Source organism: Streptomyces sp. NPDC055962, from assembly GCF_042270185.1.
In the GTDB taxonomy this organism is placed as follows: domain Bacteria; phylum Actinomycetota; class Actinomycetes; order Streptomycetales; family Streptomycetaceae; genus Streptomyces.
The window spans coordinates 67,333-83,756 of sequence record NZ_JBHJYN010000001.1 but is presented as its reverse complement, the minus strand read 5'-3'; the positions used below and the strand labels follow the sequence as shown (position 1 = coordinate 83,756).

Annotated in this window: 12 protein-coding genes; 10 read left to right on the top strand and 2 right to left on the bottom strand. The window is 71.7% G+C overall.

Annotated elements, in window-relative coordinates; genetic code table 11:
* Positions 1 to 7 precede the first annotated feature (7 nt).
* The 7 genes from ACFC51_RS00335 (at position 8) to ACFC51_RS00305 (ending at position 8,130) form a co-directional block, all read left to right on the top strand.
* On the top strand, positions 8 to 1,258 hold the full coding sequence (locus ACFC51_RS00335) for a spermidine/putrescine ABC transporter substrate-binding protein (RefSeq protein ID WP_376526259.1): 1,251 nt from the start codon (positions 8 to 10) through the stop codon (positions 1,256 to 1,258).
* 52 nt (positions 1,259 to 1,310) lie between these two features.
* Positions 1,311 to 2,462 carry an ABC transporter ATP-binding protein gene (locus ACFC51_RS00330; protein WP_376377700.1) on the top strand — a complete coding sequence of 384 codons (1,152 nt, stop codon included), beginning with the start codon at positions 1,311 to 1,313 and terminating at the stop codon, positions 2,460 to 2,462.
* Entirely contained in the window at positions 2,459 to 3,391 is a 933-nt protein-coding gene (locus tag ACFC51_RS00325) for an ABC transporter permease (RefSeq protein ID WP_376526257.1), read from the top strand. Before ACFC51_RS00330 ends, ACFC51_RS00325 begins: the two co-directional genes overlap by 4 nt.
* On the top strand, positions 3,391 to 4,194 hold the full coding sequence (locus ACFC51_RS00320; protein ID WP_376377697.1) for an ABC transporter permease: 804 nt from the start codon (positions 3,391 to 3,393) through the stop codon (positions 4,192 to 4,194). Before ACFC51_RS00325 ends, ACFC51_RS00320 begins: the two co-directional genes overlap by 1 nt.
* Positions 4,195 to 4,215: 21 nt before the next feature.
* Positions 4,216 to 5,631: an NAD(P)/FAD-dependent oxidoreductase gene (locus ACFC51_RS00315; protein WP_376377695.1), complete on the top strand. Its 1,416-nt coding sequence runs from the start codon at positions 4,216 to 4,218 to the stop codon at positions 5,629 to 5,631.
* Between the two features lie 125 nt (positions 5,632 to 5,756).
* Positions 5,757 to 6,218, top strand: coding sequence for a hypothetical protein (locus ACFC51_RS00310; protein ID WP_376526254.1), 462 nt, complete (start codon positions 5,757 to 5,759; stop codon positions 6,216 to 6,218).
* Positions 6,219 to 6,303: 85 nt separating this feature from the next.
* The gene (locus ACFC51_RS00305) at positions 6,304 to 8,130 is read left to right on the top strand and encodes a chitinase (RefSeq protein WP_376377691.1); all 1,827 of its coding nucleotides are present in this window, start codon (positions 6,304 to 6,306) and stop codon (positions 8,128 to 8,130) included.
* Here the strand turns inward: ACFC51_RS00305 and ACFC51_RS00300 are convergent.
* Both ACFC51_RS00300 and gabT read right to left on the bottom strand, forming a co-directional pair.
* A complete protein-coding gene (locus ACFC51_RS00300; protein ID WP_376526251.1) occupies positions 8,115 to 8,681 on the bottom strand; it encodes a phosphatase PAP2 family protein in 567 nt (188 codons plus the stop codon). The two genes, ACFC51_RS00305 and ACFC51_RS00300, sit on opposite strands and share 16 nt — an antisense overlap.
* A 375-nt stretch (positions 8,682 to 9,056) precedes the next feature.
* Positions 9,057 to 10,397 carry a 4-aminobutyrate--2-oxoglutarate transaminase gene (gene gabT, locus ACFC51_RS00295; protein WP_376379735.1) on the bottom strand — a complete coding sequence of 447 codons (1,341 nt, stop codon included), beginning with the start codon at positions 10,395 to 10,397 and terminating at the stop codon, positions 9,057 to 9,059.
* 245 nt (positions 10,398 to 10,642) lie between these two features.
* Here gabT and ACFC51_RS00290 point away from each other — a divergent pair, with 245 nt between their 5' ends.
* The 3 genes from ACFC51_RS00290 (at position 10,643) to ACFC51_RS00280 (ending at position 16,335) form a co-directional block, all read left to right on the top strand.
* Positions 10,643 to 13,012: an ATP/GTP-binding protein gene (locus ACFC51_RS00290; protein WP_376526248.1), complete on the top strand. Its 2,370-nt coding sequence runs from the start codon at positions 10,643 to 10,645 to the stop codon at positions 13,010 to 13,012.
* Between the two features lie 144 nt (positions 13,013 to 13,156).
* On the top strand, positions 13,157 to 14,734 hold the full coding sequence (locus ACFC51_RS00285; RefSeq protein ID WP_376526245.1) for a PucR family transcriptional regulator: 1,578 nt from the start codon (positions 13,157 to 13,159) through the stop codon (positions 14,732 to 14,734).
* A gap of 155 nt (positions 14,735 to 14,889) precedes the next feature.
* Complete coding sequence (locus ACFC51_RS00280) at positions 14,890 to 16,335, top strand: aldehyde dehydrogenase family protein (RefSeq protein ID WP_376379728.1); 1,446 nt, start codon at positions 14,890 to 14,892, stop codon at positions 16,333 to 16,335.
* Positions 16,336 to 16,424 lie beyond the last annotated feature (89 nt).

Genomic DNA, 16,424 nt, shown 5'->3' with positions numbered 1-16,424 from the left:
AACGCGTATGGAGCAGTACGAGCCCGAGCGCCTCTCCGCGCCCCAGCTCGCCGCGATGAGGCGCAGCCTCACCGGCGGGCGGGGTGCCCTCACCCGCCGTTCGCTTCTCAGGGCGTCGGGCACGGGCGCACTCGCGCTCGGCGGCCTCGGCACCCTGAGCGCGTGCGGCATTCCTCCCGCCAGGCGGGAGGGGGACGCCGCGGCGGCCTCCGACGACCACTCCGCGGCGGAGAAGCAGATCAACTTCTCCAACTGGACCGAGTACATGGACGTCAGCGAGGACGAGAAGAGCCGTCCGACCCTGGCGGCGTTCACGAAACGCACCGGGATCAAGGTCAAGTACACCGAGGACATCAACGACAACGTCGAGTTCTTCGGGAAGATAAAACCGCAGCTCGCGGCGGGCCAGGAAACCGGACGCGATCTCATCATCGTGACGGACTGGCTGGCCGCCCGCATCATCCGGCTCGGCTGGGCGCAGAAACTCGACCACGCCAACCTGCCCCACGCGTTCGCCAACCTGTCGCCCCAGTTCCGCACCCCCGACTGGGACCCGGGACGCGCCTACTCCTATCCCTGGACCGGCATCCCGACCGTCATCGCCTACAACGCGAAGGCCACCGGCGGCCGCAAGGTCGACTCCATCACCCAGTTGCTGGACGACCCGAAGCTCAAGGGCAAGGTCTCCTTCCTCTCCGAGATGCGCGACTCGGTCGGCATGACCCTCCTGGACATGGGCAAGGACCCGGGGTCGTTCACCGACGCCGACTACGACGCCGCTGTCGGACGTCTCCAGAAGGGCGTCGACAAGAAGCAGATACGCCGCTTCACCGGCAACGACTACACCGCCGACCTCAGCAAGGGCGACATCGCGGCCTGCGTGGCCTGGGCCGGCGACATCATCCAGTTGCAGGCCGACAACCCGGACATCAAGTTCGCGATCCCGGCCGCCGGTTACATCACCTCGAGCGACAACATGCTGGTCCCGGCCAAGGCACGGCACAAGACCAACGCCGAGAAGCTCATGGACTACTACTACGAGCCCCCGGTCGCCGCGCAGCTCGCCGCCTACATCAACTACGTCTGTCCCGTGGACGGGGTCGCCGCGGAGCTCGCGAAGATCGACGCATCCATGGCGTCCAACACGCTGATCCTCCCGGACAAGGCCATGGCCGCGAAGTCACGGGCCTTCCGCTCCCTCAGCTCCGCGGAAGAGACGGCGTACGAAGAGAAGTTCGCCAAGCTCATCGGCGCCTGACCTGCCCGCCTCCCCGTCCGTTCTCCCTCCGACACCACCGGGACCGCGACCCATGACACAGCAGCAGACAGCGGGCGGCGACGTCCGACTGACCGGGATCAGCAAGACCTACGGCTCCTTCACCGCCGTGCACCCCCTCGACCTGACCGTCCCGCAGGGCTCCTTCTTCGCCCTGCTCGGCGCGTCCGGCTGCGGCAAGACCACCACCCTGCGCATGATCGCGGGCCTGGAGGAGGCGACCACCGGCACGGTCTCGCTGGGCGGCCGCGACATCACCGGTCTCCCCCCGTACAAGAGGCCCGTCAACACCGTCTTCCAGAGCTACGCGCTCTTCCCGCACCTCGACGTCAGCGAGAACGTCGCCTTCGGCCTCCGGCGGCGCGGCATCAAGTCCGTGAAGAAGCAGGTCGACGAGATGCTGGAGCTCGTCCAGCTCGGCGACTTCGCCCACCGCAAGCCCCACCAGCTCTCCGGCGGTCAGCAGCAGCGCGTCGCCGTGGCGCGCGCGCTCATCAACCACCCCCAGGTCCTGCTCCTCGACGAGCCCCTGGGCGCCCTCGACCTCAAGCTGCGCCGCCAGATGCAGCTGGAGCTCAAGCGCATCCAGACCGAGGTCGGCATCACGTTCGTCCACGTCACGCACGACCAGGAGGAGGCCATGACCATGGCCGACACCGTCGCGGTGATGAACGGCGGCCGGGTCGAGCAGCTCGGCGCCCCCGCCGACCTCTACGAGAACCCGCGCACCACGTTCGTCGCCAACTTCCTCGGCACCTCCAACCTGATCGGGGGAGAGATCGTCTCCACCGGCAGCGAGGTGGTCGTCGCGGCGGGTGGCGGGAAGCTCACCCTGCCGAGCGAGCGGTGCCAGGCGCCGGCCACCACCGGCGGGCGCCTCCTGCTGGGCATCCGGCCCGAGAAGATATCCCTGGCCCACGCGGACGACGCGGACGCGATAGCCGCCGGCCGCAACCGTGTCACCGGCCGTGTCGTCGACTCCAGCTTCATCGGGGTCTCCACCCAGTACGTGGTGGAGAGCCCGGCCGGAAAGACCCTCCAGGTGTACGAGCAGAACGTCGGCCGGCGCGAGGGGCTCCTTCCCGGCTCCGAGGTCGTCCTGCACTGGGACCCCGCCCACACCTTCGGGCTCGACGCGGACCAGGACATCGACGCGGGCGCGGCGAGCGTGGAGGACGCGGCGTGAGCCTCACCGAGGCGCCGCCCGCGCCGCCCACCGGACCCGAGGAGCCGAAGCTCCACAAGCCCTCCACGCGCAAACGGCTCGTGCCCTACTGGCTGCTGCTCCCCGGCATCCTGTGGCTGGTCGTCTTCTTCGCCCTGCCGCTCGTCTACCAGGCCTCGACCTCGGTGCAGACCGGCTCGCTGGAGAAGGGCTTCGAGGTCACCTGGCACTTCCAGACGTACGTGGACGCCCTGCGCGACTACTACCCGCAGTTCGTCCGGTCCCTGCTCTACGCGGGCACCGCCACGGTCCTGTGCCTGCTGCTCGGGTACCCGCTGGCGTATCTGATCGCCTTCAAGGCGGGCCGCTGGCGCAACCTGGTCCTCGTCCTGGTCATCGCGCCGTTCTTCACCAGCTTCCTGATCCGCACGCTCGCCTGGAAGACCATCCTCGCCGACGGCGGCGCGGTCGTGGACGTACTCGGCACCCTCCACGTGCTGGACGTCACCAGCTGGCTCGGCTGGACCGAGAACAACCGCGTCCTGGCCACACCGATGGCCGTCGTCTGCGGTCTCACCTACAACTTCCTGCCGTTCATGATCCTTCCGCTCTACACCTCTCTGGAGCGGATCGACGGCCGGCTGCACGAGGCGGCGGGCGACCTCTACGCCACCCCCGCCACCACGTTCCGCAAGGTGACGTTCCCGCTCTCCATGCCGGGCGTCGTCTCGGGCACCCTGCTGACCTTCATCCCGGCCAGCGGCGACTACGTCAACGCGGAACTCCTCGGCTCCACCGACACCAAGATGGTCGGCAGCGTCATCCAGAGCCAGTTCCTGCGGGTCCTGGACTATCCGACGGCCGCCGCCCTCTCGTTCATCCTCATGGCGATCGTCCTGCTGATGGTCACCGTCTACATCCGCCGCTCCGGCACGGAGGACCTGGTCTGATGCCCGTACTCCGATGGATACGCCGGAATCTCGTCGTGCTCGCGGGTGTGCTGACCCTCGCGTACATGATCCTCCCGAACGTCGTCGTGATGGTGTTCTCCTTCAACAAGCCGAAGGGGCGTTTCAACTACTCCTGGCAGCAGTTCTCCCTGGACGCGTGGAAGGACCCCTGCGGGGTCGCCGACATGTGCGGGTCGCTCTCCCTGTCGCTCCAGATCGCGTTCTGGGCGACGCTGGGGGCCACCGCGCTCGGCACCATGATCGCCTTCGCGCTGGTCCGCTACCGGTTCCGGGCACGCGGCACGATCAACTCGCTGATCTTCCTGCCGATGGCCATGCCCGAGGTCGTCATGGCCGCCTCGCTGCTCACGCTCTTCCTCAACATGGGCGCCCAGCTGGGGTTCTGGACCATCCTGATCGCCCACATCATGTTCTGCCTGAGCTTCGTGGTGACGGCGGTCAAGGCACGCGTCATGTCGATGGACCCGCGGCTGGAGGAGGCCGCCCGCGACCTCTACGCGGGCCCCGTCCAGACGTTCGTCCGGGTGACCCTCCCCATCGCCGCGCCCGGCATCGCCGCGGGAGCGCTGCTCGCCTTCGCGCTCTCCTTCGACGATTTCATCATCACCAATTTCAACGCGGGCTCCACGGTCACCTTCCCCATGTTCGTCTGGGGATCGGCCCAGCGTGGAACACCTGTGCAGATCAACGTCATCGGCACGGCCATGTTCGCCATCGCCGTACTGATGGTTCTCGGCGGTCAGCTCGTATCGAGCCGCCGGAAGAGCAATGCGGGAAAATAGCACCAGAAGGAGTTGGAAACCATGGCCCCGGATGCCATGCGTACCGCCGCAGAATCGCTTCGCCACGCACGTCCCGTGTCCTACTGGCTCGACGACCCCGGGAAGCCGCAGGCCCAGCCGGCCCTGACCGGGAACGAGCACTGCGACCTCCTGGTCGTGGGCGGCGGGTACAGCGGACTGTGGACGGCCCTGCTCGCCAAGGAGCGCGACCCCGGCCGCGACGTCGTCCTGATCGAGGGCAACGAGGTGGGCTGGGCGGCCTCGGGCCGCAACGGCGGATTCTGCGCCGCCTCCCTGACCCACGGCCTGTCCAACGGCCTGGAGCGCTGGCCGGACGAGATCGGCACCCTGGAGGAGCTCGGCGCGCGGAACCTCGACGCCATCGAGGAGGCCGTCGCCCGCTACGGCATCGACTGCGAGTTCGAGCGGACCGGTGAGATCGACGTCGCCACCGAGCCCCACCAGCTCCAGGAGCTGCGGGAATGGCACCGGGAGATCCAGGAGCACGGCATCACCGGTGTGGAGTTCCTGGACCGCGACGCCCTGCGCGCCGAGGTCGACTCGCCCGTCTTCCTCGGCGGGCTCCTGGACCGGCGCGGTGTCGCGATGCTGCATCCGGCCAAGCTCGCCTGGGGCCTCAAGCGGGTCTGCCTCGATCTCGGAGTCCGGATCCACGAGCACACCCGGGGCCTGGACCTCGTCCGCTCCGGCCCCGGAATGGCCGTCCGTACCCCCTACGGACGGGTCTTCGCCCGTAAGGTCGCGCTCGGGACCAACATCTTTCCCTCGCTGGTCAAGCGGGTGCGCCCCTTCACCGTGCCGGTCTACGACTACGCGCTGATGACCGAGCCGCTCACCCCGGAGCAGCTCGACTCCGTCGGCTGGAAGGGCCGTCAGGGGCTCGGCGACAGCGCCAACCAGTTCCACTACTTCCGGCTCTCCGCGGACAACCGGATCCTGTGGGGCGGATACGACGCCATCTATCCGTACGGAGGCAGGCTCAGCGCCGATCTGGACCAGCGTCCGGAGACGTTCCTGAAACTCGCGGGGCAGTTCCTCGAATATTTTCCCCAGCTTTCCGGAGTGCGTTTCACGCATGCCTGGGGCGGCGCGATCGACACCTGTTCCCGATTCACCGCGTTCTTCGGCACGGCCCACCGGGGACGTGTCGCGTACGCCGCCGGATACACGGGGCTGGGCGTCGGGTCCACCCGTTTCGGCGCGGACGTGATGCTCGATCTGCTCTCCGGCGAGGAGACGGAACGGACCCGTCTGGAGATGGTCCGCTCCAAGCCGATGCCGTTCCCGCCCGAGCCGTTCGCCTGGGCCGGGATCGAGATCACCAAGCGGTCCCTCGCCCGCGCCGACGGCAACGGCGGGCAGCGCAACCTGTGGCTGAGGGCCATGGACCGGCTGGGGCTGGGTTTCGACAGCTGACCCGGGTGACGCAGGTCACTTGAGACGGATGCCCGAACCCGCGTCATGATCCGCTCCCCGCGCGCTCTCTCCCGTGAACGCACCGGCAGGACCCTGCCGGTGCCCACGGGAGAGGGAGGACGTCCATGACCGGCACGGGGGCGAAAGCCGCGGTCGCATGGCTGGCATCGGTGGCACCGGATCCGGGCGCCTGCCGGAGGGAGTGGGAGCGCGATCCCCACGGGATGGCGCTCCTTCCCGCCGGGAAGCGCTGGGACGTGCTGATCGTCCCGGGGGAACTCGGCTATCCGACGCTCGACGTGCTCACGCGCCTCATCGACCGGCCCGGTCCCGTCCTCGCCGACTTCGGTGACGCCAGGATGGGGTTCTTCGTGCCTCCGGGGACGGCGGCCCGCTGGGTCGGGACGGGCATCCGCGGGGTCGGCGGGGGGACGTGGATCGTCGTTCCCCGGCCGGGCAGCACCGTGGGCGGGGTGCGATGGCTGATCCCGCCGGACGGCTCGGGCACACTCACCGACGCGACCCTCCTGGAACTGGCCCTGCACGAGGCCGCGGCGGCGCGTGGCGCGAGGGGAGGAAGGGGCTGAACCACCGCCAGAGGTCTTGACAACCTGATTGGTCTGGACCATGTTGTGCGCGGACGGCTCAATCCCCCCTTGCACGGAGGCTGTTGTGGAACGTAGCGGACCAGCCCTGAGACCTTCCGGACTTCTTGCCGCATTCTCCGCCGTGGTTCTCGCCACCGGCGCCCTTCTCGCCACGGCCCCGGCCGCCGGAGCGGCCGACGCCGATCTGGCCCGCAACGGCGGCTTCGAGGCCGGGCTGGACGGCTGGAGCTGCTCCGGCGGCAGCGGAGCCGTCGTCAGTACGCCCGTGCACGGCGGGAGTTCGGCACTGAAGGCGACACCGGCGGGGAGCGACAACGCCCGGTGCTCCCAGACGGTCACGGTGAAGCCGGACTCCGCCTACACGCTCAGCGCCTGGGTGCAGGGGAGCTACGTCTATCTGGGGGCGTCCGGCACCGGGACCACCGACGTCTCCACCTGGACCCAGTCGGCCGGCGCGTACAAGCAGCTCACCACCACGTTCAGGACCGGCCCCTCGACCACGTCGGTGACCGTCTACACCCACGGCTGGTACGGCACCCCCGCCTACTACGCCGACGACCTCACCCTCGTCGGCCCCGGCGGTGCCCCCGTCACCGTGCCCGCCACCCCCACCGGACTGCGGGCCGGCACCGCCACCGCCTCCTCCGTCCCGCTGTCCTGGACGGCGTCGGCCGGCGCCACCGGCTACCGCGTGTACCGCAACGGCACGAAGATCCTGGACACCACCGGCACCTCGGCGACCGCCACCGGGCTGGCGGCCTCGTCGGCGTACAGCTTCCAGGTCACGGCGGTCAACGCCGCCGGCGAGTCCGCGAAGTCCGGTGCGGTGAGCGCCACGACGGCGGCGGGCGGCGGGGGAGGCGGCGACGCGGGCCTTCCGGCCCACGCGCTCGTCGGCTACCTCCACTCCAGCTTCGCCAACGGCTCCGGCTACACGCGGATGGCCGACGTGCCCGACTCGTGGGACGTCATCAACCTCGCCTTCGGCGAGCCCACCTCCGTGACCTCCGGCGACATCAGGTTCTCGCTCTGCCCCGTCGCCGAGTGCCCGGGAGTGGAGACCGAGGCGGAGTTCAAGGCGGCCATCAAGGCCAAGCAGGCCGCGGGCAAGAAGGTGCTGATCTCGATCGGCGGCCAGAACGGCCAGGTGCAGCTCGCCTCGACCGCGGCGCGCGACACCTTCGTCACCTCCGTCAGCAAGATCATCGACACCTACGGCCTCGACGGCCTGGACATCGACTTCGAGGGCCACTCGCTCTCGCTCGCCACGGGCGACACCGACTTCCGCAGCCCGACCACCCCGGTCATCGTGAACCTGATCTCCGCGGTGAAGACGCTCAAGGCCAAGTACGGTGACGACTTCGTTCTCACCATGGCGCCCGAGACGTTCTTCGTGCAGCTCGGCTACCAGTACTACGGCTCCGGTCCCTGGGGTGGCCAGGACCCGCGCGCCGGGGCCTACCTGCCCGTCATCCACGCCCTGCGCGACGACCTCACCCTGCTGCACGTCCAGGACTACAACTCCGGCTCCATCATGGGCCTCGACAACCAGTACCACTCCATGGGCGGCGCCGACTTCCACATCGCCATGACGGACATGCTGCTCACCGGCTTCCCCGTCGCCGGCGACCAGAGCCGGGTCTTCCCGGCGCTGCGCCCGGAGCAGGTCGCCTTCGGCCTCCCGGCGTCCACCCAGGCGGGCAACGGCCACACCTCCCCGGCCGAGGTCACCAAGGCGCTGAACTGCCTGACGAAGAAGACCGACTGCGGCACCTACCAGACGCACGGCACCTGGAGCGGACTGCGCGGGCTGATGACCTGGTCCATCAACTGGGACCGCTTCAACAACTGGGAGTTCTCGAAGAACTTCGACGCCTACTTCGGCGGCTGACCGCTCCTGCTCCCCGCCCACAGGGCGATCAGCAGGATCCCGCTCAGGCACCAGGCGGCCACCACGTCCAACGGCCAGTGGTAGCCGCGCAGCACCAGACCGACGCTCGTCGCCGCCGTCAGCAGGACGGCGGCGACGAGCGTCACCCATGTCCGCCGCAGATACGGGGCCAGCAGCAGGGCCGCGGCGCCGTACGCCACCATCGCCGTGGTCGTGTGACCCGAGGGGTAGTAGCCGGTCGCCTCCGTCAGCGGACCCTGACGGTCCGTCCACAGCTTGAGCGGGACGACGAGGGCCGGGACGGCCGCCATGGCCAGGACGGCGCAGAGTGCGGCGCGTCCGGCGCCGCGGAGCCAGGCGACGACGACCGCGCACGCCAGCACGGGAACGGCGACCTGCATGTTGCCGAGATCGGCGAAGAGGTCGGCGAGCGGGGCGGGGCCCCGGCCGGCCAGCTCCAGGCCGAGGCGCTCGTCGGGACCGAGCAGGGGGCCGTCGGCCACTACCTGCCAGGTGATCACGGCGAAGAGCGCCGACAGGGCCGCCACCACGAGAAGAACCGGCCACCGGGGAACAGGGGGGATTGTTCCGAGGTGGCCGGTCGGATCGGTTTGCCGCGCGCCCCGGGGGGTGTGGGGCGAGCGGCCATCCGATCGGTGAGGAGTCCCGGAGCCCGAAGCTCCAGCGGTGTGCGCGATGGCACGGCCGGAGCGGTGCGGGGGGAGCCCCGGTCCGGCATCACCCGCAGTCCCCTGCGGGCGGGGTGTTTCTCTCATCTGGGAAGACCGTACGTCAGAGGGGGGAGGCGCCGGAAGTGACAACCGTAACCCGCCATCGCCCCCGCACACCTTCTTCACACGCGCTCACGCAGACGCCGGCCGACCGCTCCCGGGAGCGGCCGGCCGGCGTCGGGCGATCCGCACGGATCAGAGGCGCGCGAACGCCTGCTCGATGACGTCCAGGCCCTCGTTCAGGAGGTCCTCGCCGATGACGAGCGGCGGCAGGAAGCGCAGCACGTTGCCGTAGGTGCCGCAGGTCAGCACCAGCACGCCCTCGGCGTGGCAGGCCTTGGCCAGGGCTCCGGCGGCGGCCGCGTCCGGCTCCGTCGAGCCCGGCTTCACCAGCTCGATCGCGATCATGGCGCCGCGGCCGCGGATGTCGCCGATGATGTCGCCGTTGGGCAGCTTCGACCGCATCTCGGCGAGGCGGCCCTTCATGACCTCCTCGATGCGCCGGGCCTTGCCGTTCAGGTCCAGCTCGCGCATCGTCTCGATGGCGCCGAGCGCACCCGCGCAGGCCACCGGGTTGCCGCCGTAGGTCCCGCCGAGGCCGCCCGCGTGGGCGGCGTCCATGATCTCGGCGCGGCCGGTCACCGCGGAGAGCGGCAGGCCGCCGGCGATGCCCTTGGCCGTGGTGATCAGGTCGGGCACGATGCCCTCGTCCTCGCAGGCGAACCACTGGCCGGTCCGGCAGAAGCCGGACTGGATCTCGTCCGCGACGAAGACGATGCCGTTCTCCTTCGCGAACCGGGCGATCGCCGGGAGGAAGCCCTTGGCCGGCTCGATGAAGCCGCCCTCGCCGAGGACCGGCTCGATGACGATCGCGGCGACGTTGTCCGCGCCGATCTGCTTGGTGATCTCGTCGATGGCCTGCGCGGAAGCCTCGGCACCCGCGTTCTCCGGGCCGGTCGGCCAGCGGTAGCCGTACGCCACCGGCACGCGGTACACCTCGGGCGCGAACGGGCCGAAGCCCTGCTTGTACGGCATGTTCTTCGCCGTCATGCCCATGGTGAGGTTGGTGCGGCCGTGGTAACCGTGGTCGAAGACGACGACCGCGGTGCGCTTCGTGTACGCACGGGCGATCTTCACCGCGTTCTCGACGGCCTCGGCACCCGAGTTGAACAGTGCGGACTTCTTCGCGTGGTCGCCCGGCGTGAGCTCGGCGAGCTGCTCGCAGACCTCGACGTACCCCTCGTACGGCGTGACCATGAAACAGGTGTGGGTGAAGTCGGCGAGCTGCGCCGAGGCGCGGCGTACGACCGCTTCGGCGGAGGCGCCCACCGAGGTCACGGCGATGCCGGAACCGAAGTCGATCAGGCGGTTGCCGTCCACGTCCTCGATGATTCCGCCGCCCGCCCGAGCGGTGAAGACCGGCAGGGTGGAACCCACGCCCGCGGCCACGGCCGCGACACGGCGGGCCTGCAGCTCGGCCGACTTCGGGCCGGGGATGGCGGTGAGGACGCGGCGCTCCTGCGGGATGTCGGACATGCGGGGCTCCTGGGGGTGTTTCGGACGCTTCTGTTTCTGCAGGCTAGGGGCGGGCACGGGCGGCGGTCATGCTCCGATCGGGAGTGGTGGCGGCGTGTCCTTGTCCGCCGCGGACAGATACCCCGCAGAGGCCCCCGGACGACATCCGCGCCGGGCCGTGGGGCTGCATGGCTGAACTCCCCGTGCACGGGCACTAGATTGGCCGGTGCAGAAGGCGGACCTGGCTGGTCAGGGGGCAGCGGTTCATGGACACCGAAGGCACGTACGACGCACGGGGCACGGGCGCGGACCGGGTGCCCCGCCCTGCCGGGCCACCACCCGCGGCGCCACCGCCTCCCGCCCACGCCCCGCACCCCCGGCACCCGCAGGCCGGGGACGGCGGTGTCGAGGCTTGGCTCCGCGCCCCGCGGCCCGTACGGGAACCGGGCGTATGGCGCTTCGGGCACACCCCGCGCCCGCCGGAGACACCCGAGGGCGTGTCGGACCGCTCCCTGCTGGTCGGCGTGCTCATCTCCGCACTCAGCGGGCTGCTCCTGTGGTCGCTGTGGCGCAACGGCTACATCCCCTACCGGCTCGTCCCGCTGAAGCTCTTCACCCCCGGTGACTGGTGGTACGCAGGCACGTTCGGCGGGCCCCGGACCATCGAGGGCGCGGACGCCCTCACGGTCTACGAGGCCGTCCTCTTCGGGCTCCTGGTCTACGGCTGCGGACGCCTGGGCAACTGGCCGGAGCTCTTCCGGCGGCACGTCGCCGGACGGGGGCAGCCCTTCCTCGCCCTGGCCACGGCCGCCGCCGGGGCCCTCGCCGAGCTCCTCGTCTGGAAGGACGGGGTGCCGGTCGTCCGGCCGGTCCTGATCCTCGTCGCCTCGGTCGCGGGCGGCGAGATCTACCAGAGCCAGGCCGTCGTCAACGTGATCTACACCCTGATCGCCCTCGGGGTCCTCTGGCCGTTCGCCCTGCTCGGCCGCTGGCGCCGGCTGCTCGCCGACCGGTCGGGGAAGAGCCCCGCCACCGCGCCCTCCGCACCGGCGGCGCCCTCCGAGGCCCCCACGCCCGACCAGTGGCCGGAGCTGCGCGCGGCGGGCCGGACCGACGCGGCCGACGCCCTCGCCGCCGAGGTGCGCACCGGCCGGATGAACGACGTCGATGTCGCGCGCCTGCGTCACGCCTGGGCGGTGGGCCGGGGGCACCCGGAGCGCATCGAAGCCCTCGACGAAGCGGTCCTGCGCGCCGGAGGCGCCGCGGCCCTGCACCCTTCGGGCGCCCGTGACCTGCCGCTCCGCACCGCCCGGCACGACCTGCTGACCGGCCAGGTCCGGCTCGGCAGCTGTGCGGAGGACCCGCGCAACCCGTACGCCCGCCGGGGCTCGGGCATCGCCCTGGAACCGGCGCTGCTGGGCACCTCGCTGCTGGCGGTGGGCCCGCCCGGTGCCGGCAAGTCCGCCCGGCTGGTCAGGCCGGTCGTCGAGTCGCTCGCCCTGCAGGCGCTCGCCGGGCGTGCGGCGGTCCTCGCCGTCGGCGGCGCCGGGGGAGAGCTCGGTCCCGACGAGGCGTTCGACGTCGTCGTGAGGATCGGCGACCCGGCCTCCGCGCACGACTTCGACCTCTACGGAGGCACGACCGATCCCGACGAGGCCGCGAGCGTGCTCGCCGAGGGACTCGTCGGCGACGTGACCCACCTCGACAGCCGCCGCGCCGCCACCGTCCTCGCCCAGCTGCTCGGCCCCTACCGGGCCGTCCACGGGCACTTCCCCGGCGTACCGGCCCTGCGGGAGCTCCTGGACGGGGACCTCACCGCCCTCGACGCGCTGCGGGAGAGGCTCGCGGCCGGCGGCCACCAGGCCATGCTGCGCGAGCTGGAGGCCCGCACCCGGCAGAGGGGCGGCGCCGGAGACCCCGGACCGGTGCTCGCCGACCGGATCGCCCTGCTCGACCGGCCCGCCTTCGCGCCCTTCTTCGCCACCGGGCAGGGGGCCAGGCCCTTCTCGCTGAGGTCCCTGGAGCACCTGCCGCTCCGGGTCAGGATCGACCTGCCGGAACGGGCGCACGCCGAGGCCTCCCGGCTGCTCAGCCGGCTCGTCCTCGCCCAGTTCACGGCCATCGCCGCCGCCCGTGCCGACCGGTCGCTCTTCGTCTGCCTGGTCCTGGACGACGCCACGCAGACGGTCACCGCGGAGACCGTCCGGGGCGTCCGGAGGCTGCGTTCGGTCAACGCGGGGGCGGTATTGACGCTGCGGACCGTGGACGACGTCCCCGAGGGGCTGCACACCGCGCTGCTCGGGGCGGTCGGCTGCTGCATGGCGTTCAGCGGGGTCACCACCTGGGACGGCAAGCGCTTCGCCGAGGTGTGGGGCAAGGAGTGGGTGGAGACCCGCGAGGTCGCCCAGCACGCCGTCTTCGCGGACCAGCCGTTCACCCGCGCCCTGCACGGACTGCGCAAGCTCGTCACCGGCAAGGCCGTGACCAGGGACGCCGTGACCGTACGGAGGGTCGAGCGGGAGCGCTGGTCCGCGTCGGAGCTGGCCTACGAGCTGCCCGCCGGGCACGCGGTCCTGTCGCTGACGACGGTGGACGGTGAGCACGCGCCCCCGCTCCTGGTCGAGCTGGGGAGCTGAGCGGGAGGTTACGGGGACCCTGCCGCCCTGGCAGACTTGAGTGCGGCCGTCTGTACGGGGCGGCGCATTCGAGCCGTCCGCGGGGCGGCCCCATCGAGCCGTCCGCACGGACGGCGTCACCGAACCCAGAGGTCCGGCGGTCCCATGCCTCCCACTCTCGCCTCGCTCGTCCAGCACTCGGCGCTCAAACTCACCGTCCGGGCGGGCGCCGACCGGCTCTCCACCCCGGTGCGCTGGGCGCACGCCAGCGAGCTCGCCGACCCCGTCCCGTACATGGACGGCGGCGAGCTGCTCCTCGTCACCGCCACCAATCTGGACGCCCAGGACCCGGCGACGATGCTCCGCTACGTGCAGAGGCTCGCCGGCGCGGGGGTGGCCGGGATCGGGTTCGGCGTCGGCGTCACCTACGACGAGATCCCGCCGGCACTCGTGGACGCCGCCGAGGAGACGGGGCTGCCGCTCCTGGAGGTGCCCCGGCGCACCCCGTTCCTCGCCATCAGCAAGGCCGTGTCGGCGGCGATCGCCGCCGACCAGTACCGGTCCGTCACGGCCGGCTTCGAGGCCCAGCGGGAGCTGACCCGGGCCGCGGTCGCCGGGGACGGCCCCGCCGGGCTGCTCACCCGCCTCGCCGCGCACGTCGACGGCTGGGCCGCGCTCTACGACTCCTCGGGAGCCGTCGTCGCCGCCGCGCCCGACTGGGCCGCCCGCCGCGCCGCCCGGCTCACCCCCGAGGTGGAGCGGCTGCGGGAACGCCCCGCCCCGGCCAGCGCCGTCGTCGGCGACACCGAGGGCGACGACCGGGTCGAGCTCCAGTCGCTCGGCGCCGGCCGCCGCAACCGCGGGGCGCTGGCCGTGGGCACGGGGGCGGCGCTCGGCACGGCCGAGCGCTACGCGGTGCACTCCGCGGTCGCCCTGCTGACGCTGACCACCGCCCGTTCCCGCGCGCTCCAGGGCGCTGAGCAGCGCCTCGGGGCCGCCGTGCTGCGCATGCTGCTCGCGGGCGAGTCCGACCACGCCCGGGCCGTCGCCGGAGACCTCTACGGCGGGCTGCTCGACGCCCCCTTCCGGCTCCTGATCGCCGAGGCCCCGGCCCCCGCCGGGACGGAGCTGCTCGCCGAGACGATGGAGGCAGCCGCCTCCCGGTCCGGCGAGACCCTGCTGATGGTGCCCGAGGGCGAACGCCTCATGGTGCTCGCCGTGGACGGCGGCGCGGCCGTGGAGGCCTGTGCGGCGCACGCCAGGGCCGCGGACGACCGGCCGGCGCGGGAACCCGGTGCCGACGACACCGAGGTGGTCGTCGGCATGTCCGCCCCGTCCGGGCCGATCGCCGTGTCCGCCGCGTACAAGCAGGCCGAGCAGGCCCTCTCGGTCGCCCGCCGCCGGGGCAGGACCCTGGTCGAGCACGAGGAGCTCGCGGCCGGCTCCGTCCTGCCGCTCCTCGCCGACGACGCCGTACGGGCCTTCGCCGACGGGATGCTGCGCCCGCTCCAGGAGCACGACGCGAAGGGCCGCGGCGACCTGGTCGACTCCCTGCGCGCGTGGCTCTCCCGGCACGGCCAGTGGGACGCGGCCGCCGCCGACCTGGGAGTCCACCGCCACACCCTGCGCTACCGGATGCGCCGTGTGGAGGAGATCCTCGGCCGCTCCCTCGACGACCCGGACGTACGGATGGAGCTGTGGCTGGCCCTGAAGACGACGGCCGCCTCGTCGGGCACGCAGTAGCACCCTCCCGCTACGACAAAGCGGCGCACCGGGCTCCCGCTCCACTCCACACAGGACAAACCTCATCCGTGGCGGCTCGCCCTACGGTGGGGCCGAAGGGTGCCCGCGCGGTGCCCGGCGATCGTGTTCACCACCCCTGAAGGGCCGGAACCGCCATGACTTCCACCCACGCCTTCTGGCTGGCCGGCCGCCAGGCCACCGGCGAGGACAGCTTCGACGTCACCAACCCGTACGACGGCCGCCTCGTCGGCACGGTCTCCGTGCCGACCGACGCCCAGGTCGAGGAGGCCGTCGCCGCCGCGTACGCGGTGCGCGAGGAGTTCGCCGCGACCCCGGCGCACGTACGGGTCGCCGCGCTCGACCACGTCGTACGCCGCCTCACCGAGCGGACCGAGGAGATCGCCCAGCTGATCTCCGCCGAGAACGGCAAGCCCGTCAAGTGGGCCCGCGGCGAGGTCGGCCGCGCCGTCTCCGTCTTCCGGTTCGCCGCCGAGGAGGCCCGCCGCTTCAACGGCGGCGACGCCCAGCGGCTCGACACCGACGCGGGCGGCACCGGCCGCCTCGGACTGACCCGCCGCTTCCCGCGCGGCCCGGTCCTCGGCATCGCACCCTTCAACTTCCCGTTGAACCTGAGCGCCCACAAGGTCGCCCCGGCCATCGCCGTCGGCGCGCCGATCATCCTCAAGCCGGCGCCGGCCACCCCCGTCTCGTCCCTGATCCTGGGCGAACTGCTGGCCGAGACGGACCTCCCGGCCGGATCCTGGTCCGTGCTGACCGTGCCCAACGACAAGATGCCCGCCCTGGTCCAGGACGAGCGGCTGCCGGTGATCTCCTTCACGGGATCCGGCCCGGTCGGCTACGCGATCATGGAATCGGTGCCGCGCAAGCACTGCACCCTGGAGCTCGGCGGCAACGGCGCGGCCGTCGTGCTCGGCGACTACGCCTCCGAGGCGGACCTGGACTGGGCCGCGACCCGCATCGCGACCTTCTCCAACTACCAGGGCGGCCAGTCCTGCATCTCCGTGCAGCGCGTGATCGCCGACACCACCGTGTACGACCGGCTCGTCCCGAAGATCGTCGCGGCCGTCGAGGCCCTGGTGACCGGAGACCCCTCCGACGCGGCCACCGACGTCGGCCCGCTGGTCAGCGAGGACGCCGCCCGCCGGGTCGAGTCCTGGGTCGACGAGGCCGTCACCGCCGGCGCGACGCTGCTGACCGGCGGCAAGCGCGACGGCGCCACCTACGCGCCGACGGTCCTCACCGGCGTCCCGGACACCGCGACCCTCGCCGACGAAGAGGTCTTCGGCCCGGTCCTGCACATCCAGCGGACCGACGGCGAGGCCGAGGCCTTCGCCGCCGTCAACTCCTCCAGGTACGGACTCCAGGCCGGTGTCTTCACCCACGACCTGCAGACCGCCTTCCGCGCCCACCGGGCCCTGGAGGTGGGCGGCGTGATCATCGGCGACGTCCCCTCCTACCGCGCCGACCAGATGCCGTACGGCGGCGCAAAGCAGTCCGGGGTGGGCCGCGAGGGCGTGCGATACGCCATGGACGACTACACCTACGAGCGGGTCCTCGTCCTCACCGGCCTGGCCCTGTAGCGGGATCCCACGGGACGAACCGGCCTGAGCCCGCTGTGCGGGGGCTCAGGCCGGTTCCGTGTGCCCTCGGGAGTCCGCCGTACGGTGGT